At 70.3% G+C, this 14,723-nt stretch carries 15 protein-coding genes and 1 other RNA gene; 14 read left to right on the forward strand and 2 right to left on the reverse strand.

All coding sequences use genetic code 11. The annotated features are described in order from the left end of the window. Positions 1–6 precede the first annotated feature (6 nt). Both ACWA15_RS05960 and ACWA15_RS05965 read right to left on the reverse strand, forming a co-directional pair. A complete protein-coding gene (locus ACWA15_RS05960) occupies positions 7–1,593 on the reverse strand; it encodes a molybdopterin-dependent oxidoreductase (protein WP_464058521.1) in 1,587 nt (528 codons plus the stop codon). Between the two features lie 64 nt (positions 1,594–1,657). Continuing rightward, a complete protein-coding gene (locus ACWA15_RS05965; protein ID WP_464058522.1) occupies positions 1,658–2,638 on the reverse strand; it encodes a nuclear transport factor 2 family protein in 981 nt (326 codons plus the stop codon). A 318-nt stretch (positions 2,639–2,956) separates the two neighbouring features. Between ACWA15_RS05965 and ACWA15_RS05970 the strand changes: the two genes are divergently transcribed. From ACWA15_RS05970 to ssrA, 14 genes are all read left to right on the forward strand, one after another. Continuing rightward, positions 2,957–4,183 carry a CpaF family protein gene (locus ACWA15_RS05970; protein ID WP_464058523.1) on the forward strand — a complete coding sequence of 409 codons (1,227 nt, stop codon included), beginning with the start codon at positions 2,957–2,959 and terminating at the stop codon, positions 4,181–4,183. A gap of 10 nt (positions 4,184–4,193) precedes the next feature. Beyond that, entirely contained in the window at positions 4,194–5,054 is an 861-nt protein-coding gene (locus ACWA15_RS05975) for a type II secretion system F family protein (RefSeq protein WP_464058524.1), read from the forward strand. Continuing rightward, positions 5,051–5,971 (forward strand): type II secretion system F family protein, encoded by a 921-nt coding sequence (locus tag ACWA15_RS05980; protein WP_464058525.1) that lies wholly within the window; start codon positions 5,051–5,053, stop codon positions 5,969–5,971. Before ACWA15_RS05975 ends, ACWA15_RS05980 begins: the two co-directional genes overlap by 4 nt. A 63-nt stretch (positions 5,972–6,034) precedes the next feature. After that, on the forward strand, positions 6,035–6,289 hold the full coding sequence (locus ACWA15_RS05985) for a hypothetical protein (protein ID WP_464058526.1): 255 nt from the start codon (positions 6,035–6,037) through the stop codon (positions 6,287–6,289). After that, positions 6,286–6,681, forward strand: a complete 396-nt coding sequence (locus ACWA15_RS05990) for a TadE/TadG family type IV pilus assembly protein (RefSeq protein ID WP_464058527.1) — start codon at positions 6,286–6,288, stop codon at positions 6,679–6,681. The genes ACWA15_RS05985 and ACWA15_RS05990 overlap by 4 nt, the downstream gene beginning before the upstream one ends. Beyond that, positions 6,678–7,175 carry a pilus assembly protein gene (locus tag ACWA15_RS05995; protein ID WP_464058528.1) on the forward strand — a complete coding sequence of 166 codons (498 nt, stop codon included), beginning with the start codon at positions 6,678–6,680 and terminating at the stop codon, positions 7,173–7,175. Before ACWA15_RS05990 ends, ACWA15_RS05995 begins: the two co-directional genes overlap by 4 nt. After that, positions 7,172–7,792 (forward strand): pilus assembly protein TadG-related protein, encoded by a 621-nt coding sequence (locus tag ACWA15_RS06000; RefSeq protein WP_464058529.1) that lies wholly within the window; start codon positions 7,172–7,174, stop codon positions 7,790–7,792. The genes ACWA15_RS05995 and ACWA15_RS06000 overlap by 4 nt, the downstream gene beginning before the upstream one ends. 176 nt (positions 7,793–7,968) lie before the next feature. Then, positions 7,969–8,673, forward strand: coding sequence for a type 1 glutamine amidotransferase domain-containing protein (locus ACWA15_RS06005; protein WP_464058530.1), 705 nt, complete (start codon positions 7,969–7,971; stop codon positions 8,671–8,673). 320 nt (positions 8,674–8,993) lie between these two features. Next, positions 8,994–10,112 carry a peptide chain release factor 2 gene (gene prfB, locus ACWA15_RS06010; protein ID WP_464058532.1) on the forward strand — a complete coding sequence of 373 codons (1,119 nt, stop codon included), beginning with the start codon at positions 8,994–8,996 and terminating at the stop codon, positions 10,110–10,112. A 151-nt stretch (positions 10,113–10,263) separates the two neighbouring features. Further along, complete coding sequence (ftsE, locus tag ACWA15_RS06015; protein ID WP_464058534.1) at positions 10,264–10,953, forward strand: cell division ATP-binding protein FtsE; 690 nt, start codon at positions 10,264–10,266, stop codon at positions 10,951–10,953. 11 nt (positions 10,954–10,964) lie between these two features. Then, positions 10,965–11,879 carry a permease-like cell division protein FtsX gene (ftsX, locus tag ACWA15_RS06020; protein WP_464058535.1) on the forward strand — a complete coding sequence of 305 codons (915 nt, stop codon included), beginning with the start codon at positions 10,965–10,967 and terminating at the stop codon, positions 11,877–11,879. A 1-nt stretch (position 11,880) separates the two neighbouring features. Continuing rightward, positions 11,881–13,326 (forward strand): peptidoglycan DD-metalloendopeptidase family protein, encoded by a 1,446-nt coding sequence (locus tag ACWA15_RS06025; RefSeq protein WP_464058537.1) that lies wholly within the window; start codon positions 11,881–11,883, stop codon positions 13,324–13,326. 103 nt (positions 13,327–13,429) lie between these two features. Then, a complete protein-coding gene (gene smpB, locus ACWA15_RS06030; RefSeq protein ID WP_464059427.1) occupies positions 13,430–13,942 on the forward strand; it encodes an SsrA-binding protein SmpB in 513 nt (170 codons plus the stop codon). Between the two features lie 180 nt (positions 13,943–14,122). After that, positions 14,123–14,490: a transfer-messenger RNA gene (ssrA, locus tag ACWA15_RS06035) on the forward strand. Positions 14,491–14,723 lie beyond the last annotated feature (233 nt).

The raw sequence follows: 14,723 nt of genomic DNA on the forward strand, positions 1-14,723 counted from the left end.
CTCTGGTCAGCCGACGGTGACGGTGACCTCGTGCCAGCCGGTCGCGCCGTCGGGCGCCGGGGGAGCCTCGGTCGAGGTCTGCACCTCGTCGGTGGCATCCGTCGCGCGGACCCGGAGCGTGTGCGGTCCGCTCGACGCCTCCCACTGGTAGCTCCACTGGCGCCACGTGTCGGTCGAGGCCTCGTCGGCGAGCGTCGCCGCCTCCCAGTCCCCGTCGTCGACCTGGACCTCGACCGCGACGACACCCACGTGCTGGGCCCAGGCGACGCCACCGACCGCGATCGTTCCTGCCGTCAGGTCGGCGCTCGCCCGCGGGACGTCGATGCGTGACGACGTCTTGATGGGGCCGCGCTCGGTCCATCCGCGCGGTGTCCAGTAGGCGACGTCGTCGGCGAAGGTGGTGACCTTGAGCTCGGTGACCCACTTGGTCGCCGAGACGTATCCGTAGAGGCCAGGGACGACCATGCGGACGGGGAAGCCGTGACGCAGCGGCAGCGGCTCGTCGTTCATCGCGACGGCGAGCAGCGCGTCGCGGTCGTCCGTGAGCACCTCGAGCGGTGTCGACGCGGTGAACCCGTCGATGCTGCGGGAGAGGACCATGTCCGCGCCGGGGAGCGGCTTGGCCCGGGCCAGCAGCTCACGGATGGGCAGGCCGAGCCACTTCGCGTTGCCGATGAGGTCGCCGCCGACGGGGTTGGACACGCAGGCGAGCGTCACCCAGGCCTCGACGAGGTCCTCCGCGAGCAGCTCGTCGAAGGTGATCTCGACCTCATTCTCGACCATCCCGTAGACGCGCAGCGTCCACGTGGCCGGGTCGACCTGGGGGATGATCAGCGCCGTGTCGATGCGGTAGAACTCGTCCGACGGCGTGGCGAAGGGGGTGACGCCCGGGGCCGCGGACTGGACTCCGGCGGGCAGGGCAGGTGCCGGCCGGACCGGTACGGGAAGCCGCAGGACCCCGCGCGCGGTGTCGGCGACGCGCCGCGAGGCACCGAGGAGCTGTCCGCCGACGGCGGCGATCACGGCGACCGAGCCGGTGAGGACGGCGTAGCGCAGGAAGGCTCGGCGGTCACCACCGTTCGACGGCTGATCGGTCGAGCCCGGTGCCGTCAGGCGCGCGACGAGGCCTCGGAGGGTGATCATCCCGGCGACGGTGCCGATGAGGGTCGGGATCGCGTCGGCCGCCCCGACGCCCTCGCGCGTGAGCACCGCGGCGAGGGCGACGGCGCCGAGGGCCGCGACGAGTCCGAGCCCCACGCGCAGGCGGCGGGCCGCGACGAGGCCGATCCCCGCGCTGAGGACTCCGACGACGAGCGCCATGCCGACGAAGAGCGCCACCTTGTCGTTGGTGCCGAACGTCGAGATGGCCACGTCCTTGAGCCACGCGGGCGTGGCGTCGACGAAGGCGCCGCCGACGGCGACCACCGGGTTCGACGACGGGCCGAAGAGCGCCGCGACCAACGAGGCGACGCCGAGGGTGATGGCGCACGCCAGCACCCCGGACAGCGCCGCCCAGCGATCGTCGGGGCGGAGCCGGGGCGCGTGCGCCGCGGGCGGCGTGGGGGTAGTCGCAGGCTCACCGGTGGGCGTCATCGGGACAGTATCCCTGGCCCTGCTGGGAGCCACCTGCGAGCCGGCGGAACGTGCTCCGCCGTTCCTACGGAGCGTCGATGGTCAGCACCAGCTCGTCCTGGTTGTCGACGGACAGCGTCCCCGTCGTCGTGAACTCGACATCGGTCGGTACACCGTCGAAGGACACCGAGAGGGTCGCGGGTGTCGTCTCGAACCGCCACGTCGCGCCGTCGTCGGTCCAGATTCTGTCGAGGACGACGTAGCCCACCGTGATGGGAGGGTTCTTCTCGCCGGTCGGGGCGTCAGCGCCGACGACGCCCGCCGGGCACGACGGGTCGGTGAACGCCGAGGCGAAGCAGGTGTCCATCGCGTCGTTGAGCAGTGCGGCGGCGGTGACAGAGACGGTGGCGAAGGCGGTGTCGGGGACGGCCTGCAGCGCCTCGTGGTCCGGAGTCGAGGGATCCCCGTCGTCGGAGGGCACCACAAGGTTGAAACCGTCGAAACGGTCGGTGAGGACACCGCTCGGGTCGACGGTGTGCACGATGTAGCTGCCCGGCCAGGCGACGATGTCGGCGGAGGCGCCGACGACTGGAACGGTGCAGGTGTCGTCGATGACGACCTCGGCGATCGTCGGGGCGTCGAAGGACACCGAGATGCGGAAGCTCTCCGGCATCTCCACCCGCCACACCCCGTCGACGAGGTCGAGGTTGAGGGTCTCTTCGACGTCACGGCCGGAGTAGTAGTAGACCTCGGCGGTCGCGCTCGACCCGTCGACCTCGACCGATCTCACCACCGGAGCGGCCAGACCGACACGATCCCCTCCGTCGGCGACCATCCCGTCGCAGGGAAAGTCGGACGCCGCCGACGTCGACAGCGACAGGGCGGTCGCGAAGTTCCCGTCGGCGATCGCGCGGAGGAAGCTGTGGGCCACGGTGGCCGGGTCGGAGCCCGGCGCGGTGGTCGCAGGAGGGGAGGACGCCGCCGAGCACCCGGCAAGCACACCCACCACTGCGGCGGCGATCGCCGCCCATCCGCCATGGCGCTTCCTGGACTCGATCTCAGCCACCGTGCTCCCCTTGATGTGCGACCCGATACCAGCGGGGCAACAGTAGCGTATGGGTGAAAAGATCCATTCGAGGGGAACGGAGAGGCCCGGCGGTATGCCTCTCGACGGACCGGCACCGGTGGACCCGTGTCGCGATCTGCGGCGCTTGTCCACAGGCACTCTGCACGATCGCCCACCGTCCCTTAGTCTCATTCTGGACATGTGACGCAGTGGTCGATCCTTCAGCAGGTCATACGCCGACCCCAGCGACACGACACACCCGGCACCCTCGTGAGTGGGGCACCGGTCTCGTGCAGGGGCGAGCGTGAAGGGGGCACCGTGGACGGCATAGCCATCCTCGAATCCGAGGTGCGAGAGCTCGTGCGACGGCGCGGCCTGGATCCGGCGCGGGACTCCGCCGGGGTGCGTGACCTCGTCGCGGAGGTGATCGCCGACTACGATCTGCGGTCGCTGACGGGCGCGGTCCCGGCGATCGCCGACATCGCCCGCGCGGCGAAGAACGTGCTCGACGCCGTCGCCGGCCTCGGCCCATTGCAGAAGTACCTCGACGATCCGGACGTGGAGGAGATCTGGATCAACGGGCCCACTCAGGTCTTCGTCTCTCGGTTCGGTCGCCCGGAGCTGACGACGACGATCCTCACCGAGGACCAGGTCCTCTACTTCGTCGAGCAGATGCTCAAGTCCTCCGGCCGTCGGCTGGACCTGTCGAGCCCTTTCGTCGACGCCGCACTGCCCGGCGGGGAGCGCCTGCACGTCGTCATCCCCACGGTGACCCGCCACCACGCCTCCGTCAACATCCGCAAGTTCGTCATGCGCGCCACCTCCCTCAGCGACCTCGTCGCCGCGCGGTCCCTCACCTCGCACGCGGCCGGCCTGCTCGACGCCTGCGTCCGCGCCGGCCTGAACATCCTCGTCTCCGGGGCCACGCACTCCGGCAAGACCACGATGCTCAACGCCCTCGCCGGCTCTATCCCCGCCCACCAGCGGGTCATCACGGCCGAGGAGGTCTTTGAGCTCAACCTCGCCAACCGCGACGTCGTCGCGCTGCAGTGCCGTCAGCCCAGCCTCGAGGGGACCGGCGAGATCCCGCTGCGCCGCCTCGTCAAGGAGGCACTGCGGATGCGCCCAGACCGGATCATCGTGGGGGAGGTGCGCGAGGCCGAGAGCCTCGACCTGCTCATCGCGCTCAACTCCGGTGTGCCCGGGATGGCGAGCATCCACGCCAACTCCGCCCGCGACGCCGTCGCGAAGATCTGCATCCTCCCGCTGCTGGCCGGGGAGAACGTCACCGCGCCGTTCGTCGTGCCCACGGTCGCCACCGCGATCGACGTCGTCGTGCATCTGGCGATGGACGCTCGCGGGCTGCGCACGGTCCGCGAGATCGTGGCGGTGACCGGGAGGGTCGAGGCCGGGATCGTGGAGACGGCGAGCATCCACCGCTGGTCCGGTGGCGAGCTGGTGCGCGGCGACGGCTTCCCGCCGCACCTCGAGCGCTTCGAGCAGGCCGGGATCGACCTGCCATCCATGCTGCGACCGGGACGCTGAGGGGCCCGCGATGGGAGTCGTCTGCGGTCTGCTGCTCGGTGCCGGGGTGCTGTGCGTGTGGCTGTCCTGCTGGTCCGGACCGCCGCGGACCGCGCGGACACCGACCCGGTGGGCGCTGCAGCTGCACGACCTGCTCGTGCACTCCGGGGCCGCGTCCGTCACCCCGCGCGGTTTCATCGGAGCGAGCGGCGCCGTCGGCGCGGTCGCGTTCGTGGTGACCTGGGCGCTGACCGCCTCGGCGCCGATCGCCGTGGCCTTCGCGCTCATCGCGGGCCTGGGCCCGACGGCGCTCGTGAAGTCGCGGAGCCGGCGCCGCCGCAGCGAGCTCCGCGAGCTGTGGCCCGAGGTCGTCGACCACCTCGGGTCCGGTGTCCGCGCCGGGCTGTCCCTGCCCGAGGCCGTCGCCCAGATCGGCGAGCGCGGCCCGGTCCCGCTGCGCGAGCCCTTCCAGGCCTTCGCCCGCGACTACCGGTCCTCGGGACGTTTCGAGGAGAGCCTTCTGACCCTCAAAGCACGTCTTGCCGACCCGGCCGCGGACCGCGTGATCGAGGCCCTACGGATCACCCGCGACGTCGGCGGGACGGATCTGGGACGGCTGCTGCGGACGCTGTCGGCGTTCCTGCGGGAGGACCTGCGCACCCGCGGGGAGCTCGAGGCACGCCAGAGCTGGACCGTGGCCGGTGCGCGCACCGCGGCCGCCGGCCCCTGGGTCGTCCTCGCCTTCCTCGCCACCCGCCCCGAGGCGGCCGCCGCCTACAACTCCCCGCTCGGCGTCGTCGTGCTCGCCGGCGGGGCCGCGTGCTCGATCGCGGCCTACCAGCTCATGCTGCGGATCGGGCGGCTGCCGCAGGACATCCGGGTGCTGCGATGATCGGCGTCGTGCTGGGCGGGCTCTTCGCCGCGGGGGTCCTGGTGACCGCCGCGGCGCTGCGCGCGCGCCCCATCCGCTTCGACGAACGCCTCGCGCCATACCTCTCGATCCCGGACCCGACGTCGGGCCTGCTCGGGGAGGTCCCGGTGAGCTCTCCCTTCGGCGTCCTGGAACGCCTTGTCGCCCCTTGGCTGCACGACGCCGCGCGCCTGGTCGCGCGCCTGGGCTCGCCGACTGCGGAGCTCGAGCGCAAGCTCGTCCGCGCCGGGCGGCCTGAGACGACCGAGCAGTTCCGGATCACCCAGGTGGCCTGGGGCGCCGTCGGGCTGGCCGGTGGGATCGTGCTCGCACTCCTGCTGGCCGCGACCCGGAGCCCGTCACCTGTGGTGCTCCTCGTCCTCGTCCTGGTGACCACGGTGTCGATGGTCGTGGTCTGCGACTACCGCCTCGGCCAGCAGGTCCGCCGCCGCGAGGAACGGATGATGCTGGAGTTCCCGACCGTGGCCGAGCTGCTCGCCCTGTCGGTGGGCGCCGGTGAGGGGCCCGTCGGTGCGCTCGAGCGGGTGTCGCGGTCTGCGCACGGGGAGCTCACGGCCGAGCTGCGGATCACCCTCGCCGCCGTGCGCTCCGGGGTGCCCCTCACCCGGGCCCTCGAGGCGCTCGCCGACCGGACCGGAGTGGCAACCCTGGCCCGCTTCGCCGAGGGCGTCAGCGTCGCGGTCGAACGTGGGACCCCGCTGGCCGACGTGCTGCGGTTCCAGGCGCAGGACGTCCGCGAGGCCAGCCGCCGGGCGCTCATGGAGCTCGGCGGGAAGAAGGAGGTCCTCATGCTCGTCCCGGTGGTCTTCCTGATCTTGCCGGTCACCGTCGTCTTCGCGGTCTTCCCGTCACTCATCACGCTGCAGATCGGATTGTGAGGTGCCCAGATCAACCTGTTCCGCTCTCCCGTCGCTCCCTCGGCCTCAGCGAAAGGGTCACCCATGACCAGCACCGTGCACGCCCGACAGCCCTCCACCCGTCGCCCCTCCCCCCGCCGCCTCTCCACCCGCCGCCCCTTCGTCCAACGCGTCGCTGCCGTCCTGGCCCGGGTCGGTGACCGCGAACGCGGTGACGTGCCCGGGTGGGTCCTCATCACGTTGATGACCGCGGGCCTCGTGGTGGCGATCTGGGCGGTGGCCGGCCCGGCGCTCACCGACATGTTCGACTCCGCCCTCAAGAGCGTCAAGGGGCCGTGATCGCCGGAGGGAACCCAGGGGAGAGGGAGCGCGGATCGGCCGTCGCTGGGTTCCTGCTCGTCTCCCTCCTGGTCACCGCGATGTTCCTGGGGCTGGTCCAGGTGGCAGTGATCGTGCATGTGCGGTCCGTGCTCATCGACTGCGCAGCGGAGGGCGCGCGGCTGGCCTCCCGCGCGGACCGTGGCCTGCCCGACGGCGAAGCCCGCACCCGCGAGCTCATCACCGCGTCGCTGAGCGGCGCCTACGCCCGTGACGTGGCCGGGTCCTACGTCACCGAGGGTGACCTTGCCCTCGTGGAGGTCACCGTCAGCGCGCCGATCCCGGTGATCGGTCTGTGGGGACCGGCCGGCGTCGTCACGGTGACCGGGCACGCGCTGCGGGAGGAGCCATGATCCGCGGGCGCGCAGCGGTGCTGCGCCTCGTGGCGCGGGCGCGGGCCCGGGTTGGTGGGCTCGCCGGTCGCGACGACGGCAACGCCCTCGTGGAGTTCCTCGGCGCCGCCCTCGTCCTCATGATCCCCACGCTCTACCTCGTGCTCACCCTCGGCCGGGTCCAGGCCGCCGCCTTCGCCGCCCAGGGCGCCGCCAAGGATGCAGGCCGCGCGCTCTCGGTCGCACAGACCGCCGACGTCGGGCTCGACCGCGCCCAGTCGGCCGTCACCGTCGCCCTCGCGGACCAGGGCTTCGACGACGACCCGGCGGCGGCGCTGACCGTCGCGTGCTCCGCCGGGTGCCTGGACCCGGGGTCAGACATCACCACGACCGTCCGGATCGACGTGACGTTCCCCGGCCTGGGCGGGGGACCGGGCACGTGGCTGCCGTTGTCCATCCCCGTCTCGGCGCACGTGGTCACCCCCGTCGACGAGTACAAGGAGGCCCCCCGATGAGTGCTGGTCCCGTCGGCGCGCGCCACCGGTGGTCTTCTCGCCAGCCTGGGTCTTCTCCCCAGCCCGGGTCCTCCTGCCAGCCCGGGTCCTCCTGCCAGCCCGGGTCCTCCCGCCAGCCCGGGTCCTCTCGCCTGCCCGCGCGCGGGGACGAGAGCGGGCAGATCCTCGTGCTGGCGCTCGGTCTCACCCTCGTCGTCCTGCTCCTGGTGACCGTCATCGTCTCGCTCTCCGGCATCCACCTCGAGCGCAAGCGGCTCATCGACCTCACCGACAACCTGGCGCTCGCGGCCGCCGACGCGATGACCGAGGAGTCCCTCTACGGCGCGACCGCCGCGCCCGCCGGGCCGGTCAGCCCGGACGCGACCGACCCGACCGACGCGAACCTGGCGCTCACCGACGACGACGTCGCCCGGGCCGTCACCGACTACCTCATGGCCCACCCCGACGTGACGACCGGACTGAGCGACGTCGTCGTGGTTCTCGCCGACTCACCCGACGGGCGGTCGGCGCGGGTGGTGCTCGCCTCCCTCGCCCAGCCGGCGCTCATCAGCCCGGTGACGCGCCTGTTCTCCGACGGGGTGACGCTCACTGCGGAGTCGACCGCGCGGGTGTGGTGACCTCCACCGACCGGGTATCGCGCCCGGTGCAGGCGGGCGGTGCAGGCTGGCATCCAGGCCCCGTCGGGGGGATGCGGCTGGCTCCCCGGTTGCTGGGGAGGTCGCGTTCTGGTCGGATGAAGGGTCGGTGACGACCTCACCGACCACCTCTTGCTCCCACACCTCAAGGAGACATCATGAGCACTGCTCTGTTCGTCGTCAGCGCTGCGGACCACTGGACCCTCGCCGACGGCTCCCTTCATCCCACGGGGTACTGGGCCGAGGAGCTGGCTGAACCGCACCGCCTCTTCACCGAGGCGGGCTGGGACATCACCGTCGCCACCCCGGCAGGCGTGGCACCCACGGTCGACGCGGGCAGCCTCACCCCGGACAACGCCGGCGGCGAAGACCGCGCGGCCAAGATCTCCGCATACCTGGACTCCATCTCCGACCAACTCGCCCACCCGGTGAGCCTGGACGGCCTGGACCCGACCGAGTTCGACGTCGTGTTCTACCCCGGCGGCCACGGACCGATGGAAGACCTCGCGATCGACGAGACCTCGGGGCGGCTGCTCACCCGAGCCCTGGACTCCGGGATGCCGGTCGGGGTCGTCTGCCACGCGCCTGCGGCGATGCTCGCCTCCCTTCGTGAGGACGGCAGCTGGCCCTTCGCCGGGTACCGCATGACCGGGTTCACCGATGAGGAGGAGCGCATCGGCGGGCTGGCAGACAAGGCGTCATGGCTCGTGCAGTCGCGTCTGGTCGAGCTCGGCGCGGACTTCGTCGAGGTCGATCCGTTCAGTGTGCACATCGAGACCGACCGGAACCTCTACACCGGTCAGAACCCGGGGTCCTCGGTCGCCCTGGCCCAGGCGCTCATGGCCGCGCACGCGGTGTCCTGACCCGCAGCGCCACTCGGGCGAGACACCAACATCGGCTGGCCGGGCACCCTCACCAGGGTGCCCGGCCGTCGCCCGTCCGGTGATGCCACGGAAACTCCCCATCGACAGCGGTTGGGCGTGCCCCTGCTGTGACCCCGTGCCGATCAACCTGCGGCGCCGTCCCCGCCGTCCCCGCCGTCCCCGCCGTCCCCGTCGCCCCCGTCGCCGACGCGGCTTCGCCGAGTTCGTCAGTATCGCGATCGAGCTTGTCTTCGATGTGTTCCACTGAGGTTTGACCCCGACGCCACGCCCCCGCGCTGCGTCGCGTAACCTTGACAACCGTGGCTACTACCGACTTTGCATCTGCGATCAGCGCCCTGCGCGGCACCCTGGCGACCATCAGCGCCGTGACAGACCCCGAGGCGCTGAAGATCCGCATCTCCGAGCTCTCGGAGCAGGCGTCCGCCCCTGACCTGTGGGACGACACCGACGCGGCCCAGAAGGTGACCACCGCCCTGTCCCAGGCGCAGTCCGAGCTCGACCGGATCACGAACATGGAAGCCCGCATCGACGAGCTCGAGGTCCTCGTGGAGATGGCGACCGAGGGCGACGGGGCCGACGACGTCGAGACGATCGCCGAGGCCGAGAAGGACCTTGCCGCGATCCGCCGCGACCTGGGCAACCTCGAGGTCCGCACGCTGCTGTCGGGGGAGTGGGACGCCCGCGAGGCCGTCGTGAGCATCCGCGCCGGCGCCGGTGGTGTCGACGCGGCCGACTTCGCCGAGATGCTCATGCGCATGTACCTGCGCTGGGCAGAGCGCCACGGCTACCCGACCGCCGTCCTGGACACCTCCTACGCCGAGGAGGCGGGGCTGAAGTCCGCGACCTTCGAGGTCAAGGCCCCCTACGCGTTCGGCAACCTGTCCGTGGAGGCCGGCACACACCGCCTCGTGCGGATCTCCCCCTTCGACAACCAGGGCCGCCGCCAGACGTCCTTCGCGGCCGTCGAGGTCATCCCGCTGATCGAGGCGACCGACCACGTGGACATCCCCGACAACGAGATCCGCGTCGACGTCTTCCGCTCCTCCGGCCCCGGTGGGCAGTCCGTCAACACGACCGACTCCGCCGTCCGCCTGACCCACATCCCCAGCGGGATCGTGGTGTCCATGCAGAACGAGAAGTCCCAGATCCAGAACCGCGCCGCCGCCATGCGCGTGCTCCAGTCCCGGCTGCTCCTGGAGCGCCAGGCGCAGGAGAAGGCGATGAAGAAGGAGATGGCCGGGGACGTCAAGGCGAGCTGGGGCGACCAGATGCGCTCCTACGTCCTCCAGCCCTACCAGATGGTCAAGGACCTGCGGACCGAGCACGAGGTGGGCAACACCTCCGCGGTGTTCGACGGCGAGATCGACGACTTCATCGAGGCCGGCATCCGCTGGCGCCGGTCCAAGCCGACCGAGTAGCAGCTGCTCGGGGGCCCCGCGATCAGTGGGGGTGGGTGACCGGCGTGGGCCGTAGCGGCGTGTCCGTGCCGTGATCACCGACCGCCGTGACTACCCTCGAAGCGACCAGCGGCTTACGTCGCGCCCCCCGAACCGAAACTGGTCATCAGCTGTGATTCGTCTTGAAAACGTCAGCAAGGTCTATGCGCGCGGCGCACGTCCTGCGCTCGACGACGTCTCGCTCGAGGTCGAGCGCGGCGAGTTCGTGTTCCTCGTGGGCGCCTCCGGCTCGGGAAAGTCGACGTTCCTGCGCCTGGTGCTCCGCGAGGAGCGCGCCACCTCGGGGAACGTCCACGTGGCCGGTCGCAACCTGCAGACCCTGTCGAACTGGAAGGTGCCCATGCTGCGCCGCCAGATCGGTGCGGTGTTCCAGGACTTCCGCCTGCTGCCGACCAAGACCGTCTTCGAGAACGTCGCCTTCGCGCTGCAGGTGATCGGCAGACCACGCCACCACATCATGACGACCGTGCCCGAGACGCTGGAGATGGTGGGGCTGGCCGGCAAGGAGAAGCGCCGCCCGCACGAGCTCTCCGGTGGTGAGCAGCAGCGCGTGGCGATCGCCCGCGCCTTCGTCAACCGCCCCTCGATCCTGCTCTGCGACGAGCCGACCGGAAACCTCGACCCGACCACGTCGCTGGGGATCATGCGCCTGCTGGACCGGATCAACCGCACCGGCACCACCGTGGTCATGGCCACCCACGACGACGAGATCGTCGACCAGATGCGCAAGCGCGTCATCGAACTGTCCACCGGCGAGCTGGTCCGTGACCAGTCTCGTGGCGTCTACGGCTCAGCCCGCTAAGGGGACTACACGTGCGTTTCCAGTTCATCCTGTCCGAGATCGGGATCGGTCTCCGGCGCAACCTGTCGATGACCGTCTCGGTCATCCTCGTCACCTTCGTCTCGCTGACCTTCGTCGGCGCAGCGGTGCTCACCCAGATGCAGATCACCAAGCTCAAGGGCGAGTGGTACGACAAGGTCGAGATCTCCGTCTTCCTGTGCCCGCAGGGATCGACGAAGCCGACCTGCGCCGGGGGAGAGGCCACGCAGGAGCAGATCGGCGCGATCGAAGCGCTGCTCGAGCAGCCCGACGTCGCGCGCGAGGTCCACAGCTCGGCCTTCGAGAGCAAGGACGAGGCGTGGGTCGCCTTCTCCGAGGTGTACGCCGACCGGTGGTGGTTCGACGCGCTGACCAAGGACGACATGAACGCGTCCTTCCGGATCAAGCTCACCGACCCCGAGCAGTACCAGGTGATCAACGACGTCCTCAGCGGGAGACCCGGCGTCGAGGAGGTCAGCGACCAGCGCCAGATCTTCGAGCCGCTGTTCCTCGTGCTCAACCGGGCCACGCTGCTCTCCGCCGGGCTGGCCGGCGTCATGCTGCTCGCCGCGGTCCTGCTCATCACCACGACCATCCGGCTCTCCGCCCTGAGCCGCAAGCGCGAGACCGGGATCATGCGGCTGGTCGGCGCGTCGAACTTCTTCATCCAGCTGCCGTTCATGCTCGAGGGGGCGATCGCGGCCACGGTCGGGGCGCTGCTGTCCATGGGCGGGCTGTGGTTGGGCGTGCGGTTCCTCATCGAGGACTGGCTCGGCCAGTCCGTCCAGTGGATCCCCTACGTGACCACCAGCGACGTCTGGGTCATCGCCCCGATCCTCGTGGGCGTCGCGTTCCTGCTGGCGGCGATCTCCTCGATCGTCACCCTGAGCCGCTACACGAAGGTGTGACATGCCTCGCCTGAGATCACGGCTGACCGCTCTGCTCGCCTCCCTGCTCACCGTCGCGGTCTTCGGCGGACTGACCTTCACGGCGGCGACCGCGAACGACCTCGACGACCGCCTCGCCGAGGCCAAGCGTCAGCAGGAGGCCGCGGCCGCCGCGCTCGACCAGGTGAATGCCGACCTGTCCGAGACAGACGCCGCGCTCGCCCAGGCCTACGTCGACCTGCAGACCATCGAGAACCAGCTGCCGGTTGCGGAGGCGACCCTCGCCCAGGCGACCGCGACGCTCGAGACGGCCCAGCGTGAGGCCGACTCCTTGGCGCTGCGGCTCACCGACGCGGAGGCGGAGGAAGCGACACTGACCGCCGAGATCGCGACGAACGCGACGGCCGCCACAGACGCACGCAACGGCGTCGCGGAGATGGCCCGCCAGGCCGCCCGCGGGGACATGGGCATGTCTGGGGTGGAGCTGGTCGTTGGTGCGCAGAGCACGGACGACTTCATCAACCAATACAACATGTCCACCACGGCCATGCGGACCCAGACCGCGTCGCTCGACTCGCTGCGCCAGACGGCAGCCGTGACCAAGAACAACGAGGTGCGCCTCGCTGCGGTCAAGGTCGCGATCTCCGACCTCAAGACCGCGGCCGACGCCAAGGTCGTCGAGGCCGACGAGGCCCAGACTGCGGCGGCCTCGGCCAAGGCAGAGGTCGAGCGGCTCATCGTCGACCAGGCCGTGAAGAAGCAGGTCATCGAAGACCGCAAGACCGCTGAGCAGGTCCGACAGGACGAGCTCGAGGGCCAGAGCGCTTCGTTGACCGCCGACATCCAGGACATCATCGGCCTCCAGGAGATCGAGCGGGCGCGCATCGCCGCGGAGAAGCTGGCTGCGGAGAAGGCGGCCGCGGAGAAGGCCGCGGCGGACAGAGCCGCGGCAGCCAAGGCCGAAGCGGCCAAGCCCAAGCCCAGCACCGGTGGTGGCGGAGGCGGCGGGACCGTCTCCCCGCCCGCCCCGGTGGCACCGGTCGCCCCGGTTGCTCCGCCCTCGGGTGGCCGGGGGTACTTCTCCTATCCGACGGCCGTCCCCCACATCACCTCCAGCTACGGCATGCGGCTGCACCCGGTACTCAACTACTACCGGCTGCACGCCGGGACCGACTTCCGGGCGTACTGCGGCACGGCGATCTACGCCGGGGCGAGCGGCACGGTCCAATGGGCCAAGAGCCGCTCCGGGTTCGGCAACCAGGTCCTCCTCAACCACGGGACGGTCAACGGGGCGAACCTCATGAGCAGCTACAACCACCTCACGAGCTTCGCGGTGTCGGCCGGCACGTCCGTGTCCAAGGGCGACCTCGTCGGCTACTCCGGCAACACGGGCCTGGGTACGGCCTGCCACCTGCACTTCGAGGTGTACGTCAACGGTTCCACGGTCGACCCGATGACGATGCTCTGAGGATAATGGCTCGATCGCCGGGGAACGGTGAACTACCCTGGATCTGCTCGTGGCCTACGAGTTGGACCCCTGAGGAGGTGTGATGGCCAAGGAAAAGATGTACATGGTCCCGGACGGCTCACCCCAGCGGTCCAAGAAGGCACCGTCGGCGACCGGACCCGTGCGCTCGCTCATCGCGAGCAACAAGAAGGCCCGCCACGACTACGCGATCGAGGACGTCCTGGAGGCCGGGATGGTCCTCTCCGGGACCGAGGTCAAGGCGCTGCGCGCCGGGCGTGCCTCGCTCGTGGACGGCTACTGCACGATCGAGGGCGGCGAGGCCTGGCTCGAGGGTGCGCACATCTCGGAGTACGCCCACGGGACGTGGACCAACCACGCCCCGCGTCGTAAGCGCAAGCTGCTGCTGCACCGCGAGGAGATCGAGCGGCTCGAGCAGAAGACCCGCGAGAAGGGGTTCACGCTCGTCCCGCTGCAGATGTACTTCCTCGACGGCCGCGCGAAGGTCGAGATCGCGGTGGCCCGCGGCAAGAAGGAGTACGACAAGCGGCACACCCTGCGTGAGCAGCAGGACAACCGCGAGGCGCACCGCGCGATCCGCCAGCGTGAGATTCGCTGATCGGCCGATTGGCCGATCCGCTGATCCGCTGCTGACCTCGCACGAGGCGTCTCCGCCGCGTGGTGGGGACCGTCTGGCCAGGCGCCGGAAATATCCGTGCGCCGAGCCGTGTTGATCAAGTACAGTGGCACTACTCGCTGGGCGGTCCTGACCGCGTGGTGAGTGCTTGAAAACTGCACAGGGGGTGATCGGTTTCGACGGTGGTCGTGTTTCGAGGAGAAGCGTGCCGAGAATGCAGACTTATCTCGTAAACGATGTCTGCAAAACAATAGGTGCCGATTCCAAGCGCACCGACTTCGCACTCGCCGCTTGAGCGAGTTCTGAAGTCCGTTAGCCCAGGGTAGCTTCCGCTCTGGTTCCTAGCGTCATCTAGGAAGCCACTGCTTGTAACGTTTGTTGTTGGCGTTGCAGGGACTCTTAGACAACTGGGCCTGTCAGCTACTTGTCCGCGAGAGTGCTGAGGCCGAGAAAATCCCTAGCGGACTGCGCACGGAGAAGTCCTCGATTTGCGCCATCGGACCGGGGTTCGATTCCCCGCACCTCCACCCTGTCTGACCTGGGGTTATGCCCGATCGTACACCCCACGTCCACACGCCCTGTCCACATCGAGGGGCATCGTGGACACGCAGAGGCCCCGCACGGGCTACATGTGCGGGGCCTTTTGCGCGCTCGCGCCATCCCCCTCAACCCCCACGCCTTGATCCCAGCGAATCAACCCCTGCCCCTTGAGCGACCCCCGCGCCGAGGTGCCCACCACCCCCAGCTCGGGATCGGCTCACGG

It is taken from the genome of Sanguibacter sp. TS_SC_8 (assembly GCF_055361235.1).